Annotated in this window: 14 protein-coding genes and 1 pseudogene; 10 read left to right on the forward strand and 5 right to left on the reverse strand. The window is 67.9% G+C overall.

The window, feature by feature from the left end; genetic code table 11:
• Positions 1-11 precede the first annotated feature (11 nt).
• Positions 12-977, forward strand: coding sequence for a hypothetical protein (locus FB474_RS07175; protein ID WP_141788020.1), 966 nt, complete (start codon positions 12-14; stop codon positions 975-977).
• A 97-nt stretch (positions 978-1,074) separates the two neighbouring features.
• On the opposite strand, the gene FB474_RS07180 is transcribed toward FB474_RS07175, so the two are convergent.
• From FB474_RS07180 to FB474_RS07190, 3 genes are all read right to left on the reverse strand, one after another.
• The gene (locus FB474_RS07180) at positions 1,075-1,548 is read right to left on the reverse strand and encodes a GNAT family N-acetyltransferase (RefSeq protein ID WP_141788021.1); all 474 of its coding nucleotides are present in this window, start codon (positions 1,546-1,548) and stop codon (positions 1,075-1,077) included.
• Positions 1,549-1,782: 234 nt separating this feature from the next.
• Positions 1,783-3,147, reverse strand: a complete 1,365-nt coding sequence (locus tag FB474_RS07185) for a hypothetical protein (RefSeq protein WP_141788022.1) — start codon at positions 3,145-3,147, stop codon at positions 1,783-1,785.
• Positions 3,144-3,479, reverse strand: a complete 336-nt coding sequence (locus FB474_RS07190) for a hypothetical protein (protein WP_141788023.1) — start codon at positions 3,477-3,479, stop codon at positions 3,144-3,146. The genes FB474_RS07185 and FB474_RS07190 overlap by 4 nt, the downstream gene beginning before the upstream one ends.
• A gap of 628 nt (positions 3,480-4,107) precedes the next feature.
• On the opposite strand from FB474_RS07190, the gene FB474_RS07195 reads away from it, so the two are divergent.
• The 5 genes from FB474_RS07195 to FB474_RS20695 are packed head-to-tail and all read left to right on the forward strand — an operon-like array spanning position 4,108 to position 6,194.
• Entirely contained in the window at positions 4,108-4,686 is a 579-nt protein-coding gene (locus FB474_RS07195) for a hypothetical protein (RefSeq protein WP_141788024.1), read from the forward strand.
• Between the two features lie 21 nt (positions 4,687-4,707).
• Positions 4,708-5,145, forward strand: coding sequence for a hypothetical protein (locus FB474_RS07200; protein WP_141788025.1), 438 nt, complete (start codon positions 4,708-4,710; stop codon positions 5,143-5,145).
• Positions 5,146-5,150: 5 nt separating this feature from the next.
• The gene (locus FB474_RS07205) at positions 5,151-5,441 is read left to right on the forward strand and encodes a hypothetical protein (RefSeq protein ID WP_141788026.1); all 291 of its coding nucleotides are present in this window, start codon (positions 5,151-5,153) and stop codon (positions 5,439-5,441) included.
• 27 nt (positions 5,442-5,468) lie between these two features.
• A complete protein-coding gene (locus tag FB474_RS07210) occupies positions 5,469-6,038 on the forward strand; it encodes a hypothetical protein (protein WP_141788027.1) in 570 nt (189 codons plus the stop codon).
• A gap of 9 nt (positions 6,039-6,047) precedes the next feature.
• A complete protein-coding gene (locus tag FB474_RS20695; RefSeq protein WP_185746076.1) occupies positions 6,048-6,194 on the forward strand; it encodes a hypothetical protein in 147 nt (48 codons plus the stop codon).
• A gap of 340 nt (positions 6,195-6,534) precedes the next feature.
• On the opposite strand, the gene FB474_RS07215 is transcribed toward FB474_RS20695, so the two are convergent.
• Complete coding sequence (locus FB474_RS07215; RefSeq protein WP_141788028.1) at positions 6,535-7,026, reverse strand: hypothetical protein; 492 nt, start codon at positions 7,024-7,026, stop codon at positions 6,535-6,537.
• Between the two features lie 518 nt (positions 7,027-7,544).
• Here FB474_RS07215 and FB474_RS07220 point away from each other — a divergent pair.
• The 4 genes and pseudogenes from FB474_RS07220 to FB474_RS21140 form a co-directional block, all read left to right on the forward strand.
• Positions 7,545-9,161: a hypothetical protein gene (locus tag FB474_RS07220; protein ID WP_141788029.1), complete on the forward strand. Its 1,617-nt coding sequence runs from the start codon at positions 7,545-7,547 to the stop codon at positions 9,159-9,161.
• A 171-nt stretch (positions 9,162-9,332) separates the two neighbouring features.
• Positions 9,333-9,917: a DinB family protein gene (locus tag FB474_RS07225; RefSeq protein ID WP_141788030.1), complete on the forward strand. Its 585-nt coding sequence runs from the start codon at positions 9,333-9,335 to the stop codon at positions 9,915-9,917.
• Positions 9,918-9,954: 37 nt separating this feature from the next.
• Positions 9,955-10,780, forward strand: a protein-coding gene (locus FB474_RS07230) for an IS5 family transposase (RefSeq protein WP_425465312.1) whose coding sequence is annotated in 2 segments (ribosomal slippage) — positions 9,955-10,305 and positions 10,307-10,780 — 825 coding nt in all. Because the reading frame shifts where the segments join, the coding sequence is not laid out codon by codon here.
• A 7-nt stretch (positions 10,781-10,787) separates the two neighbouring features.
• Positions 10,788-11,076: pseudogene (locus FB474_RS21140) on the forward strand (integrase core domain-containing protein); the annotation flags it as partial.
• Between the two features lie 453 nt (positions 11,077-11,529).
• Here the strand turns inward: FB474_RS21140 and FB474_RS07240 are convergent.
• Positions 11,530-15,843, reverse strand: a complete 4,314-nt coding sequence (locus FB474_RS07240; protein WP_141788032.1) for a DUF6531 domain-containing protein — start codon at positions 15,841-15,843, stop codon at positions 11,530-11,532.
• Positions 15,844-16,249: the final 406 nt, after the last annotated feature.

Raw genomic sequence — 16,249 nt, forward strand, 5'->3', positions numbered from 1 at the left:
GAGCGTGAGACATGCCGATGCTGCGTGAGGTGGAGGCCTACCCGGCGACCGGGTTCCCGGACCGGGCGTGGGACGCCGACGTGGACAAGGCCGCGTTCCTGGCCCGCTCGCGGGCGATCTTCGAGCTGCCGCTGGCGCCGCTGGAGGCGCTGCGCGCCCAGGTGGCCGAGCAGGGTTTGCGGCTGTGGTGGGCGTCGGCGTGGAAGCTCAGCCCCAACCGGCGGCACAAGGCGCCCGGTGTGTACCGCATCGCCCCGGACGGGTACGGGCGGGTGCAGCTGGAGGTGTGGGCCGCCACCGGCCGGGATGAGGTCGTGGCGCGCACCGAGCCGGCCGTCGCGTTCAGCACCCTGCAGGGGGTTGCTCGCAGCGCGGCCACGCTGCGCTGGGACGGCTCGGAGCGGGTGTCCCTGGTGCCCTGGTCTGGCCTGTTCGGGCAGAGCTCGGGCCGGCTGCAGGTCGACCTGACCACCGACGAGCCGATGGTGCCGTTGCGCATCGACACCCCGGTGGGCCCAGGGGCCGCGGTGCCGGTGGTCGTCGAGGACGCGGGGCCGCCGATCCTGGCCGGGTCCGGGTGGCTGGTCGTCGACCGCCTGGACGCCTTCGGCACCGGCGCCTACGAGCAGGAGGTGGCCCGGGTGGCGGACCTGCTGGCGCGCGACGCCGAGCACGCCGCGTGGTGGGAGGGGTCCCCGTTCGGGGTGCTGTACCTGCAGGTCGTCGTCGAGCACCCCCGCATTCACTACGCGCCGGCGCGGGCCGGTGTGCGCAAGCGCGGGCAGGACCAGCAGGTCACCATGGTGCGGACCCTGGCCGGGATGCCGGTGCGCACCGACGTGGACGCGCTACGAGAGCTCGCCCGCGCCGACGTGCACCAGGCGCTGGTCGACGTCGCCGCGAAGCGGCACCTGCCACCACCGCCACCGTTGCCGGACCGCGTCTACCGCAGTCATCGGCGCACCGGCGGGAGCTAAGTACTCCGTTCTGCCTGCGTACGTCGGGCGTGGGCGGCTTGCCGGGCCCTGCTGGGCGTTCCCAGCGGCTTCGCTCCCGGTCGTGGTCGTGCACGTCTCACGGGTTGCGGGGTGGCCCGCCGTCCAGCGGCAGGTGGAACCGCTCGTAGGTGCCCAGGTCGGCGACACGGGTGAAGCCGTTGCGGTGCAGGACGGCGACGCTGGTGTGGTTGCCGTGGGTGACGCCTGCGTAGACGTCGGTGGCGCCGAGCTCGTCGAGGGCGTGTTCGACCGCGAGGGCGACGGCCGTGGTGGCGTGCCCGCGGCCGGTGTGGTCGGCGTCGATCCAGTAGCCGATGGAGTACTTCGGCGGGTTCACCGGGTCCAGGTCGACGCGGCCGATGAGGCGGCCGTCGAGCAGCACGGCGAACCGGATGTTGCCCTCGGCTGGGTCGGCCCAGGCCGCGGCGTGCTCCTCGGGGGTGCGGTCGCGCTCAGAGGGGGTCAGGTTCAGGTGGGAGGCGTTGCGGCGGAGGACCTCGGTGTAGGTCGCGGCGAGGTCGGCGGTGAGAGAGGTGAGCGAGACGGGCACGGTGGCAGTGTCGCCGCCCGGTCAACGGGTTTGTGCGGCGGTTCCTGAGTCGGGTGTCCCGGTGCACCTGCCCCGTTCGACGCGCTGGCCACGGCCACCGTGGAGGCGGCCCCCGCGGCGACGCCCTGACATATCGGTGGTGAGGATGGCGGTGCGTAACCGGATGCGCCGACAGCGGTGGCCGTTTGCCCACATTGCGATCCTGGAACGGGCTGCTGACAGACGCTCGAGCGATCAGTCGAAGTAGCTCAGTCCGCGCTCCATGTTCTCCCGTCCGCTGCGGTAGTACCGGGTCTGCACGGTGCCGATGTTCTCCCAGCCGCCGACTGCCATGAGTTCACCCTCGGGCATGTGCAGGATGTCGACGCACGTGCGGGCGAACCGGTGCCTCAGGGAGTGCCAGGGAAGTCGGGCCTTGCGGCGCTGGACGGTCACGGCCCGGTAGGTCCGGGTGCGCGCGTCCCACTTCGGATACTCCTCGATCCAGTGCTCGACCTGCCAACCGGCGGCCTCCATCGCGGGGAGCAGGTAGTCGCTGTTGAAGCCCGTGTACCAGTGCATCCCGCCCTCCTTCGCCGGGAAGAGGAGCGCCTCCGGATTCTGACCGTCCGCTTGCTCGGCCAGCGCGACCTCGACCCGGGCGCGCACGGCGTCGCGGAGCCGGTAGCCGGTGATGGACACCCGGGGGACCGGGATGGCGCGGGCCTTGTCGCCCTTGGGGCGGACGCGGCGCCCATGACCCGGGCCGGGCGTGCCAGGGGCGTCGACCTGCCAGTCGACGTGGAGGTGGGCGTGGGCGTACTCGGCGCAGCCGTCGAGGTGGGCGTCGTGGGCGGTGAACTGGAACTGCTCGCCCCACCGGGGGCCGCTGCCCGCGGCGAGCTCGGTGGCCAGCGCGCCCCAGCTCGGGAACGCTTTGTCCAGCTCGGTGGCCAGGGCGGTTATCCGGGTCCGGGACGGCGCATCCTCGTCGCGGATGTAGCCCGCGGCCTGGCCGTTCAGGCGGACCGTCGGGGTGCGGGCCGGCGCCTCGCGGAGCTGCGCGGTCCGGCGCAGGGACGGGGCCGGCATGCTGCAGGCGCGGGGGAGGAGCTCGGCCTGCAGCGGCGCGAAGTACCCGTGCTGCTCGCCCCAGACGAGGAAGGCCCGGACCAGGCTCGTGTTGATGCGCACCATGGCGTCGGTGCCGGCCTGGGCGCGCATCCGGTCGCACACCTCTCGCGTGACATCCATGGCACGCAGGTCCTCGAAGCCGCGCAGGCAGCGGCTGAGGTTGTTCTCGATCTGCAGCTTGTTGGCCGGCTTCCAGGGTTTCTTGCCCTTGTACGGGCTGCGTCCCGCCGCGAGGTAGGCGTCGAAGATCTCCGCGAGCCGGGTGACCGCCTTCGGCCCGGCCGCGGCGCTCACGCAGAAGTCGATCTCCGCTGCCTTGGCGAGGGCGCCGTCCAGGACGCGGCCACCGGTGGTGTCGCCGCGGCTGCCGTCCGGGTTCACCCACTTCAGGCGGTAGTAGCCCTTGGCGTTCGGCCCGGAGACCCTGACGGCGCCGACCACGGCGACCGGGCCCGGCTGGTCCCTGGGCGCGACCGCGACGCTCATCGTGGCCTCGGCTTGTACGACTTGATCCGGGGGGTCGCCGGCGCCGGCGTGGGCGCGGTGGCGCCGGCCGGACGCGGCGCGCGGCGGTCGGCTCCGGTGGCCAGGGGCGTGCCGGCCGGGCTCGGGGTCCGCCGCGCGCGGGCGCTGCGCGGAGGCAGGGCGGTGAACCAGGCGAGGACCGCCTCGCGGAGCCACAGGTGGCGGCCGAACCCGGCCCGGGGGGCGGGGAAGGCCGGGTCGTAGGTGTACTCGCGGGCGGTGTCCACGTGCAGGTGCAGCGCGGCCGCGACGTGCTCGATGGTCCAGATCGGTGCGTTGAGGTCGATGTCCATGGCCCGGTCCGTGTCGAGCCGGCCCGGGAGCGCAATCACCCCGGACAACGGCCCAGCCCCCGGCAGGGGGAATCCGGGGGACTCCCTGACGGGGGCTGGGCGTTGCTGCAGGTCGGGGCCGGTGCGGCCCGACTGGTTTAGATGTCGAAGTATCACTTGAATGCCTCCTGCGCTTCGATGACCGCAGGCCTGTGACCTGCCGTTTCTCAAAGCGGTGGCGCGGCCGAAAGAAGCTGGCTACTCAACCGGTAGGCAGCTTCTTGTGCGAATCGTGTGCGAAAATGGAATGGACTCACCGGATGGGGGACCGCACGGCGACGGCCAAACTGACCCAGGCTGTTGGCCGGCGACCCAGGAGAGCGTGAAGGCGCGCGCCTGACCTCGCTCCCGATGGGGGAGCTCGTTCAGAGTCGGTCGGCATGACCCCGGCCAGGCGCCCCGGAGGTCGTCCGTCGGTTTGAGGTGGGCCCTGGGTGCCCGGCGTACCAGCGCAGGGCCCCGGTGCCCACGGGGGATCTCCTGAAAGAGCGCCATCATTGACCCCAATTCCTCTGATAGAGGATTGTAGAACCAGAGTCTCTCAGAGGGGCAAGCGCCCGGGGGCCTCGGAAGGCCAAGGGATGTGATCATGGACGACGAGCTCGGCCCCACCCTTGCCGAAGTCACCGGAATCGAGCCGGTTCCCGACCCGCCGTTCGACGCCCACGGCGTCACTCCCGGCATGCTGGACCGGCGCGTTGTGGACCAGACGCAGGTCTGGGTTGATGCCCGCGCCGAGGTTCACCGGGTGGCGGACATGGGCGATGCCTACCGGGCCAACGTGGTCGCCCACCTACACCTGCACGCGACCTGGATGTGGTCGGCCGCCGCGTTCGACGAGCTCCTGGACGACCCGGTCGGCCTGCATGCCGCGCACCGGGAGACCGGGATCCCGCTGATCGGTGAGGTGGACCCGCACACCTGGCTGGAGTCCACCCCGCTGGTCCGGGCGCTGCGCCGGCTCACCCCTGGCATCGCCCCACCGGCGGTCCTGGCCGCCTGGGCGCGCGGCGTGCAGGCCCGGTCGGCGCGGGCCGGCACCGACATCTGGAAGGTCCCCGGCGCGGTGGTGCCGATGCCCCAGGACCCGGACCGCGACTGGGCCCACGACATGCGCCAGACCCCGCCCCCGGTCGGCCACGACCCGAACGGGCAGGCACCGCAATGACCTCCCCGGGAAGGAGCCGGCATGGCCAAGCCCACCCACCCGGAGGCCGCTGGGGACCTGCCGCAGGCCATGCGGCGTGCGCTGGCGGAGGCCGCGGCGCTGCGCCTGCAGCTGGCCCGGTGCACCCGCGACCGGGACGACGCCCGGACCTGGGCCCAGGCCTGCGTCCATCGGTGCTGGCCCGCCTACCTGGACACCACCGACCCGCCGGACTGGCTGCGGTCCCGACCGCCACGCCAGGCCCCGGCCCGCTCGCCCCTGCCGGCGGCGCTGCTGCGCGACGAGCTGCACGCCTCCCACGAGATCAGCGAGCTGCTGGTCGACCTGACCCGCATGGTGGGCGAGTTCGACGACGCGCGGCCGGCTGAGATGGACGCTGTCTTCTACGTGCAGGCGTTCAACATGCTGCTGACCGAGGTGCGGGCCCTGCTGACCCTGCTGGACACCGGGCTGGGGTGACCGCGGTGGAGGGCTTCACCACTGCCTCGGGGTCCGCGTACGAGGTCCATCTGGACACCCGAATGATCCGCCGGGTCGGCAACGCCGCCGGGCACCCGCCCACGCCCCGGCAAGGACCCGACGGGCAATGGCGGCACTTCCACGACCTGGTCCTGGTCCAGCTGCCCGGCGAGGACGTCTCGATCGCCATCGCCTGGGACGGCGCCGGCGCGCTCACCCTCACCTCACCGCTGGCCACGGTCAGCCCCGGTCTGGCCCGCCTGCTCGGGGTGCCGAACCACGACGGACCGGCCTGAGTTTCCGCACACGAGAAGGGATACCCGATGGAGCAGGTCGATGAGCTCACGCCCGAGACCGGTGGCCGCTGGGCCGTGGAGACCCGCAGCTCGGTCCACGTCTGGGACCTGGACGCCCGCACCTACACCCGCCTGCCGCGCACCCCGGAAGCCGCGATGGCCATCGACGCGACGCCCCAGCCGATCACCGGGGTCGCGGCGTGGCCCCGGGTCGGCGGCGCCAGCCTTGTCCTGTTCGACGAGCCCGGGGACCCCGACCTCGAGCACTGGCACAAGTCCGGGACCATCCTGGCCATCACCCGCCTCCCCGCGGCCGACCCGGCGGACCCCAGTGCCGCCGGGGCGCTGCCGCTGGTTAACGTGCACGACCCGTCCGAGTGCGCCGGACGGGGCTGCGTCATCCACCACCCCAGCCAGCACCACATGCGGACCTGGCCGCTGAACTGGCGCGCCGACCTGGGCCCTGGCGCGATGGAGCGGATCTGTCCGCACGGCATCGGCCACCCCGACCCCGACGACCTGGCTTGGCAGGTCAGCCAAGGCCGGACGCACGCCGGGGTCCACGGCTGCGACGGCTGCTGCGCGCCTCCCACCTAGGTGGCAAGCATGGACAAGCCGGTGCAGTGGATGACCGTGCATGAGCTGCGCGACGAGGTCGACCGCACCCGCCCGGCGTGGGAACAGCAGCGGGTCGACGTAGGCGCGTTGCTGCAGACGGGGGAGCTGGGGAAGTCACGCGTCAGGCATCCTTGAGTGGGTCCTCGACGCAGTCTCGGCGGTGCTGGCATTTGTCGCGTTGGCCGTCCTGCTGGTGAACGCGGGGCGCCGTGGTGCCGAAAGACGGAGCCGGGAATCGAACCGCGAATCATCTTGATCAGCGCCGCATCGACGCGCACCGGCGACCCTCTGTTGCAACGCCTACCTCGCATGCAACTCTTGTCACTCAGTTAACGCCCGCGCGGACCTGGGCGTCCCGGACGCAATAGGTGATTGCCGGCCAACAGCCGTATCAACGACAAGCGGGACCTTACCTGCAGACGCCGCACTCGCCCTCGAGCCACCGGCCAAGTCGCGCGGGGCGAGCCTTGCTGGCCTAGGAACGGTCAACGTATGCGAAGAGCTCATGGTCGGCGTCCAGCTCCTCGTTGACGAGCAGCTCCCCGCCGATGGCCCTCAGGTAGCTAACATCGAGGTAGTCCAGCTGCGTGCGGATGAGACAGTCCCAAGTCAGCTCAGGCCAACGCTGCGACCACGCGCACGCGAGGAGTTCAGGGTGCTCCTCTGGCCCTCCAGCCATTTCAATTATCAATCGGTCGTCAGCGTCTGCGTTTCCGTGGGAGAGCAGTTTCGGTTTCCGAAACACTTCGGTCTGGAAGTCCGCCAACTCTGCTTCTCGGCGGATGAGTTTCTCTCTCGTCAAGGCGTCGATTGTGATGCCTGCGTCGGCCAGTTCCGTCAGTACCGACGGAAGCAGGACATCGAGTACCCCTTCTGACCTGATGGCGAGGTGGAGGGCTCGCCGGGCCATGGTGGGCCCGGAAACGAGAATGGTGTACCAAACGGTTCGCGTGTCGTCGAAGTCCATGACTTGGCACTGTTCGGGTTGTCCCCCGTAGGCAATCGCAGCCGCCAGTCGAACCCAGCGACGAAGGCGGGCCCCGCGCGGTTGCGCATCGACGTCCCGGGAGCCATGGGCGTCGCGGTCTCGGTGGTCAACGAGGACGATGGCCCCGGGCGGCGGATGGACTGACACCTGCCATCCAGTCGACGCCGAGTGGCCTCCTCGGGAGCCAGCACCCCCCCTGCGCCTTTCCCTGCGGGTGCATCGCCTACTTTCGAGCTCAGAGCACCCCCGCAGGAACCTTGATGTCGCCTGCAGTCAAGTTCCCTAGCTTCAACCCCGCCCGGTGGGTTGCGCTGGGCAATCGCAGTCGTAACCGGCGGCTACCTGAGGACCAGAACCTCGCAGCAACGTGGGCCGTGGTTGAGGGGACTACGGCGACCGCCCGTGCGGGCGTGCAGGTGGCCGGGGAGTTGGCCGTCGTCGGATGGGTTGGCGCGCCGTGACGCGTAGCCATCCAAGGGTGCGAGAGGCTTCTCGTCGTGAGACCAATCCCATGGGAAATGATGGCACCCCAAGATGTCGAGGATGCAATTTCCGCACTCCTCGTCAGGATCGTCCCGGGGGCACGCCGGGTAGATGGCTCCGGTGGGGACGACGGCGCCGACGTGGTGGCTGTGGCTAACGGCTCTCTGCACATCTACGAGGTAAAGAGCTTCACCGGACGCTTGAGCCCAGGTCGCAAGTCTCAGATCCTCAAGTCGTTGAGAGTGGCGTCCGCAAAACGGCCAAACATGGCGGGGTGGACCCTTGTCTTGCCGATGGACTTCAGTCCTGCCGAGGAGCGCTGGTTTGAGAGCGATCTGTCCACTGTTGTCTCGGTTCCGGTCCAATGCCTAGGTCGCACCTGGCTAGACGTCCAATTCGCACAACGTCCCGATCTCGATCGAGCATTCGTTCCCGGAGGCAACGAGGCCAAGGCTCTTCAACTGCTCGCCTCGTACCAGCAGGAGAAGGCTGGATTGGGGAATGGCCTGCCCGACGCGATCGAGCGAGCGCAGGCCCTGCGCGGCCTTACAGATTCTGTCGACCCCGATTACGCGTTTGACCTAGCGTTTACGAACGGCACCACATCCGTGTCAGTGCGCCCAAAAGACGCAGATGCTCCCAATCGCCGCCCCATAACCGCTTCTCTAGGTTTCAAGGCGGAACATGGCAGTGCTGCCGCTCACGACATCGACTCCTTCCACCGGTTCGGAAGTGGCCTCTCGCTGGGCCCCAACAATGTCGCGGATGTCCATCTAGACCTTCCCGCTGAACTAGCCAGACTGGTCCCGAAAGGAGCAGCTGTCAGCATCACTCTGACTCCAAACCCAGGGCCACGTACTCGAGTGCGCGTGTCGGCCTTGCAGGATGGCCGAGCCACGCAACGGCTGACAATGACCGTTGATGAGTCGACCCGCGGCAGCGGCGGCGGCCAGCGAATCTACATGGTTGATGACACGAACATCCTCAGCATGGAGTACTTCATCGACTCACACCAAAGTGAGTGCAAGGTCGGGCTCAGGATTCCTTCGAACACGCACCCCGGCGACGCTCTGCCCTCGGTCTCCTTCTTGGCATGCCTGATGCAGGCAGCCGCGGTACGCATCGAACTCCCGGGTGCTCTGCCTGTCACCGCGCGCCTCGGATCAGCCACCGTCGCCAACTTCCAAGAAGTTCAACAGATTGCCCGCGATCTGGAACTGCTCGAGCAATCGCAAGAAATTACTGGCCATTTCTTAGGTTCGCCTCGACTGACAGGTCAGGACCGTCAGGCGCTGAGGATGGCCAACGAGTTTTGGGCCGGAAACAGTGTCGATTGGGTATGGATTCCCCGCTGGATCCCCATCGAAGGTGGAGCGGCTCTGGAGTGGTGTTCACTGTCGGGATTCATGCCCCGCGTCTCTATGACCGGAACTGGCCCCGACAGTCTCCCGCTGGCTGAAACTAGCATCCCTCTTCCGGGACGACTTGAGATGAGCGCCAAAGACCTGATCGTAGGCAACATGGCCGAGCTTCGCCGACTCTTCAAGGAGCATGGTCCTGCGGGAAGCTTCGGTGTCTTGTTGGTCGCGGATGACCAGTCGACTGTCACCTTCTCGGCCGAGAAGAACTAAACGCTGGGCATCCGCCCCTCCCGGACTACGAGGATGTCTCACGTGGCAGGTTCCGCGAGCTTCTTGAGTAGCGCAGGGCGGTGGCCATGGCCAGGCTTCGGCTCTGCCAGCCATTGCGATCCACGTACGGGATCTTGAGGCCGCGAGTAACCCATGACAGGCTCATGCCGCATGATCGATGAATTCGCGAAGGACAACCTGCACGGGAGACTGCGGCGGGACCGCGAGGCGCTGCTCTGGAAACTCGACGGCCTGTCCGAATACGATGCCCGCCGACCTTTGACAGTGACCGGGACCAACCTCCTCGGCCTGGTCAAACACGTGGCCAGCGTCGAGGCCAGGTACTTCGGAGAGGTCTTCGACCGGCCGTCCCCGGAACCACTGCCCCGGTGGCAGGACCACGACGGCAGCGATCTGTGGGCGGCTGAGGACGAGGCGCGCGATCAGATCATCGAGTCCTATCGGCGCACGTGGGAACACTCCGACGCGACGATCGACGAACTTGCCCTCGACGCCCCCGGCCACGTGCCGTGGTGGCCAAAGCCTTATACCAACACGAACCTGTTCGCCATCCTGGTCCACGTCCTCGGCGAGACAAACCGGCATGCCGGGCACGCCGACATCCTGCGCGAAGGCGTCGACGGCCGAACCGGAATGCGCCCCGAACACGAGATGCAGATCGATGAGGACACCCGCACCGCCTACTGCGCGAAGATCGAGCAAGCCGCCAGATCGGCCTCATCAGCCAAGGCGTAGAAGGCTGTCCCACGTGATTTGATCTTCGAGCGGCATGATGCCTGCCGTGAGTGCTGACCTGTCGAAGCGTCTGGTTCCTGATGAACTCTGGGAGCTGGTCGCCCCGCTATTGCCGTCGTTCGCGGCTCGACCGCAAGGTGGCGGGACCGCTCCGCGTGACGAGCGGGCCGTGTTCACCGCAGTGGTGTACGTGCTGACCAGCGGCTGTGACTGGCGGCATCTGCCGCCGACGTTCGGCACGTCCTCCGCCACCGCGCATCGCCGCTTCACGGTATGGACCGAGGTCGGCCTGTGGCGTCGGCTGCATCGGGCGGTGCTGGACGAACTCGGGGTCCGGGGCGAGGTGGACTGGACCTCGGGGATCATTGACGCGGCCTCCGTTCGCGCCAAAGGGGGGATCGCTGACGGGGCCGAACCCGGTCGATCGCGGCAAGAAAGGCAGCAAGCTGCACATGCTGTCCGATGCCCACGGCATACCGCTCGCCGTCGCCGTGTCAGGTGCGAACATGCACGACAGTCTCGCCCTCAAGCCGCTCATCCGCGGCATCCCCGCCGTCCGGTCCCGCCGGGGACCACGGCGGCGCCGGCCTGTCAAACTCCGTGCGGACAAGGCGTACTTCTCCGCCGAACACCTCAGCTGGCTACGCGAGCGCAGGCTCGTCGCGCGCATCGCGCGGCCAGGCATCGAGTCTGGCGAACGCCTTGGTCGGCACCGCTGGAAGATCGAGCGGTCGATCGCTTGGCTCTTCGGCTACCGCCGCCTGACCATCCGATACGAACGAAAGGGCTCGCACTTCCTCGCCTTCCTCGGCCTGGCCGCTGCTCTGACCTGCCACAAGAAGCTCGCGAAACTTGCCACGTGAGATGCCCTCTAAACCGCGGCGGCCGCAGACCAACGGCAAGATCGAGCGGTTCCACCGCACCCTGGCCGACGGCTGGGGCTACGCCCGCTGCTACACCTCAGAAGCCGAACGCCGCGCGGCTCTGCCAGCATGGTCAACGACGCGATCACGCACGCGGTCACGGGTCCGGAGGGCAACGGGAGACGGCTGCTGACTCCAGCGCGGCCGGCTCAAATCCCCACACCGGCTCTTCGGACAAGCCACTTCCCGGACCCGCCACAACTCAGCCTACGACCCCGCTGCAGACGGCTTCTTGACACAGAGAGGAGCCAAAACCGGACGTTCTGCTCGTCGTTGGCCTGGTTCGGCAGTAAGCGTGGGATTCATGCGTGAAGTCCCCGAAGCGCGAGAGCTGAAGCGGCCTGGTCGAGCCCAGTCTGCTCTCTCACCACGGCCTTACTCTGCAGGGAAGCCAAGGTAGGCGAGGTCAGCGATTGCGTCGGTGGGATGAGCCGTCCAGAAGGTCCAAAGGCGTCCATCCCGCAGATGAAACTCGACTCCGGACCCCAAGAAGCGCCCGGGGGCGAGACGAAGTCGTAGCACCTCCGCTCTGCTTACCCGCCAAGGTCCGACGAGATGATGAATTCCGAATCTTGGGATAAAGACGACCTCATCAGCTGTCGCGCGCATCGTGACGAGCGGCCTAGTCAAGTTGAGCATCGGGGAAACGTTTAGGCCTCCGACGCGTCGCGTCGACAGGGCATTCCACGTCATAGGAGTTCCTTTAGTAGGGCCGACGGAGACAGTGACAAGAACGTCTGCGTCCATGTGTAACTCACCCCACCGTGCACCTCAGCGACCGGGGCAAGACCGACCCCGCCTCCGACTTCAGCACCGAGCACCGCACCACCTGGAGCCCCACAGGACTGCCCTCCGAACACGCCGAGCCCGCCGGAGAACCCCAAGTCACCAGACAGTCCACCGTAGCCAAACGGGCCGCCCAACTGTTGCACGTTTCTGGCAGTGCTGGCCTGGGCAGAGAGCTGAAGGTTTGCCTCTGGTGTCTGTCCGCCGCCACCGATGGTTTCAGTGGACCCTACGGAGATGTCGCCAGTCCGGTCGTCGACACCGATGACCAGGCAGGCTTGGAGGAATCCGCCGAGCATTGCGCCAGCCGAACCGGAGAGGCAGGGGCCGATCGTGATGAGCCCGGTCGGGTCCGCTTCGCTCAGAGGATCTTGGTTGGCATAGCTGTAGGGAGCCCTCGTGAGCGACACCAACGGGTCTCGGGACAGGAACTGTGCGGTGAACGGGTCGTAATACCGAGCCCGAAGGTAGTAGAGGCCGGTGCCCGCATCTTGGTACTGCCCATTCCACCGCAGAGGGGTGTCAGCAGCGCCTGTGTGTCCAGTGAGGTTGCCGTGCGGGTCATACGAGAACGTGGCCACCGCGGCGCCCGTGCCGTCCGTCAGCACGACGGTGGATCCGAGTTGGTCATGCTGGAAGTACTGCGCTGCCCCGGTCTGGTCGACCTGCTCGATCGGTTGGCCCTGGTCGTCGTAGAGGTAGCTGTTCGCACCGTCTGTCAGGAGCAAAGGGGCGGCCAGGGCGGCCCAGGCAAAGTGCTGGGTAATGCTGCCAGCGGTGCGGGTCGCCCGCAGACCGGCGGCATCGTAGGTGGCGGAACTGCTGGTTCCAGCCACTGCGGTTGTCGTCAGGTGCCCCGCTTGGTCATAGCTGTACGTCGCCGTAGCCCCAGCGGGGTCCGGGCCTGTCAGTCGATTGCCCGAGCTGTCGTAGGTGAGGCTGGTCGTGGCACCGCCGGCCGGGGTGTAGGAGGCGAGCTCGTTCGCGGCGTCGTAGGTGAGGGTGTCGCCGCCGATGCTACTGAGGTCGCCAGCTGGCGTGTAGCCGTATGTGGTGCTGTTGTCCCCGCTGAGCTGGGAGTTGGCCGTGTAGGTGTACGTGTGGTTGCCCGTGTCGGGCAGCCTGGTGGCGCTGGCCGCGGTCAACTGCCCGGAGTTGCGGGTGTAGTCGAGGGTGGCCAGGGATGCGCCGGTCGGGCCCTTGATGCCGATGGCGGTGATCGCGTTGGTGGCGTCGAAGGTGGCGGTCGAGGTGACCCCGTTGCCCCAAGTGGTAGAGGTCGCGTTGCCGTCGTCGTCGGCATTGATGGTGGTGGTGTGTCCGAGCCAGTCGGTCACGGTGTGCAGGCGGCCTGCGTCGTCGTAGCCGCGGTCGACGTGTTGCCCGTTGGGGTAGGTCAGAGCAGTGAGCTGGTTGTCGAGGTCGTAGCCGTAGACGACGGTTTGGCCGCCGCCATTTGTCTGCTGCGCGAGGCGTCCGAGCGAGTCGTAGCTGGTCGTGGTGGTGCCGGTGCCATCGCGCATCGAGACCTGGCGGCCGTCCGGGTCGTAGCCGAAGGTGGCCGCGGCCGTGGCGCCGTCGCTGTAGGTGGTTCCGGTCTTGAGGTTGACCGCGTTGTATCCGTTGGTGGTCGTCCGCCCGGCTGGGTCTTTGATCGTGGTGAGATTGCCGGCGGCGTCGTGCCCATAGTTGGTGGTCCAGTTGAGCGGGTCGGTGGCCGCGCTGATCCGGCCGAGGGCGTCGTAGGTGTAGGTGGTGACGTTGCCGGCGCCGTCCGCGCCGGTGAGTTCGTGCCCGTCGTGGTCGTAGGTGAAGGTGCTCGTCGTGCCGTCGGGGCGGGTGATCTGGGTGACGAGGCCGCGGGCGTCGTAGGCGTAGTGCGTGACGCCGCCGGCCAGGTCCGTGGCGGCCGTGCGCCGTCCCGCCGTGTCCAGGGTGTAGGAGGTGACCTGCCCCAGCGCGTTGGTGGTGGCGGTCGTTCGGCCCATCGCGTCGTATGAGGTCGAGGTGACGCTGCCGCGCGGCGTTGTGACGCTAACGGGCCGGCCCATGGCGTCGTAGGTGTAGGTGGTGGTGTGCCCCAAGGGGTCCTGCACCGAGTGCAGGGTGCCGTCCGCGTTGTACGTACGGATGGAGGTCTTCCCGTTCGGGTCGGTCACGGCGGTGACGTCGCCTGGGTGGGCGGAGCTGCGCGTGTAGGTCGTGGTCTGGGTCTGACCAGTCTCGGTCACGGGCCGGGACACAGACAGCAGGTTGCCCTGCCCGTCATAGGTGTACGTCGTGGTGCGCCCGGCAGCGTCGGTGGTGGAGGTGAGGTCGTCGAGGCTGTCGTACTGCCACGAGGCGGTGTCTCCGAGCGCGTCCTTGGTGCTGGTGCGGTTGCCCTGGGTGTCGGTGGTGTACGTAGTGACGTGCCCGTCGGGGTCCGTCACGGTGGCGATCGCCAGTGTGGCCGGGTCGTACGTATACCTGGTAGTCGCCGCCGAGGCAGTGCCAGCTCCCGAGACCTGGGTGGTCTGGGCGCCGCTGGCGTAGAGGTGGGTAGTCACTCGGCCGTCCGGGGAGGTGACCGTCGTCGTGCCGTCGCCGCCATAGGCGAAGGTCGTTACTCCGCCGGCCGGGTCGGTCTGCGACGTCACGCGCTGGCTGCTGCTGTACGTGTTCGTCGTGACGTTCCCGTCGGGGTCTGTCACCGACGTGAGCAGCCCCCAGTCGTCATAGCCATACCGGGTCAGCGCCCCGTCCGCGTTGGTGACGCTGATCAGGTGCCCAGAGCTGTCGTACCCGTAGGCGGTGGAGTGTCCTGATGGGTCGGTGACGGCCCGGATCCGACCCGAGGTGTAGGTGAAGCTCAGGGACCTGCCCGCGGCGTCGGTTGCGGCGGCCAGGGTGCCGTCGGTGTTGTAGGTCAGCGCGATCGTCTCGCCGTTTAGGTCACGGATCGCTTGAAGCCGGCCAGAGGCGGTAAAGACGAAGATCTCACGTGCCTTGCGGACGTACGTCCATGTGCCGTCCGGGTTCGCTGTCAGGGTGGCGAAGAGCCGTGTCGGCGCGACGTAGGTGCCTGAGCTGGTATTCGTGAAGGTGATGTTTGAGCCGTTCTCCTGCTGAATGGTCACCGCGCCTGTGGTCGGGTCGGATGCGAGCGACATGCCGTAGGCGAACGCCCAGCCGGTGCCCAAAGGTCCGTCGTAGGCCGCGCGTTGGCTCGAGTACGTGCGCGTAACGTCCAGGCTGGGCCCGCGACCTTGGACGGCCACATCAGTCGCTCGCTCGAAGAACTCGCCCGTGAGGGTGTTCACGGGGTCACCAGAGCAGACGTAGCAGGCGTCCATCCCCGCCAGGCTGCTTCCGCCTGAGGTCTCGTAGGCGGCAGTTGGGCCGGCCACCCCGACGGAGTTCGACACGGCGAACGTTGGGCTGGGGATTGGGGTGTTGCTGATACTGCCGACCGTGGCGAGGTACTGATGCCCAGAGTTCCCAACCGAGAAGGAGCACTGCGTCCCGCTGTGGCACCAACCCAGGTAGGTGACATTGCTGGTCGAGGTCTCGTCGAACACCTCGGTGTACTCGGCGCTGAACAGGTCGTAATTCGTTGTAGCGGTCAACGTCGAGCCAGAACTGCGAAGCGTGACCGCCCACGCCGGCGGCGTGACAGGTGGAGACGTGGCCATGGTCGCGCTGGCCGAGTACGACGGATAGGTGTTGGAGAGCGAGTAGCCAGCCACCGCTATGTACGTACTCTGCTTCGTCTTCGGCACGGTCGTGAACGAACAGGTCGTGCCCGAGCCGCACCAGCCAAGGTAAGTCGTGTTCGCCACGAGGGTGCTGTCGAAAACCTCGATGTATGCGCCGTTGCCCACCGCGTAGTTCGAGGTGGCCGTCAGGCCGATCGTGCTTCCAACCGATGCCGACATCGAGATGGTCCACGGCGGAGGGAGCACCATCGGAGACTCAGCCCACTTGTTTGCTGCCGGGTACTGCGCATACGTGTTCGGCAGCGTGTTCCCCAAGACAGCGACAAACTTGCCTTGCGTGGCGTGCGGTGTGACCGGGCCCTTGGTGCACGTCGTGCCGGAGTTGCACCAGCCGAGGTAGCTCGTACTGCCGCCGTTGGTCGTCTCGAAGATCTCAACCCATAGGCCGGTGCCGTCCAGCGGCTGGCTGGTCGTTGCGGTGAACGTCAAACTTGATGTGCCTGTGTAGGTCAAGTTCACGGACCAAGCCACGGAAAACGCCGGCGCCGCGTGCCCAGGAGCGCTGCCAGACCGGTAACTGCGACCACCCTTGGCCGCTCGGGCCATCGACGGGTGGCCCTTCGTGACCGCTTCCTTGCTGCGTCCCGCCGGATGGAGCAAGCACGCTCCAGAGCGCGAGGACGTCAGAGCAGGGGAGGCCGCGCACCGAACGTTGCCGGCGCCCACGGACACGGCACTCACCCGCAGGCGCGAGGAACTACCGCACGACGAGACCCGAGACGTCAACCCGAGGAACGTTGAGACGCACGGCTTAGCTCCGACTGGAACGTGCGCAAGCGTAGGCGGAACTGGCTGCAGCGCCCGTCCCTGTCGCGGTATCGAACTCTTCAACACCCCGACAGCTCGAGACACGGGCGGTGTGTGA

Origin of the sequence: Oryzihumus leptocrescens, assembly GCF_006716205.1 — a bacterium.
GTDB lineage: Bacteria > Actinomycetota > Actinomycetes > Actinomycetales > Dermatophilaceae > Oryzihumus > Oryzihumus leptocrescens.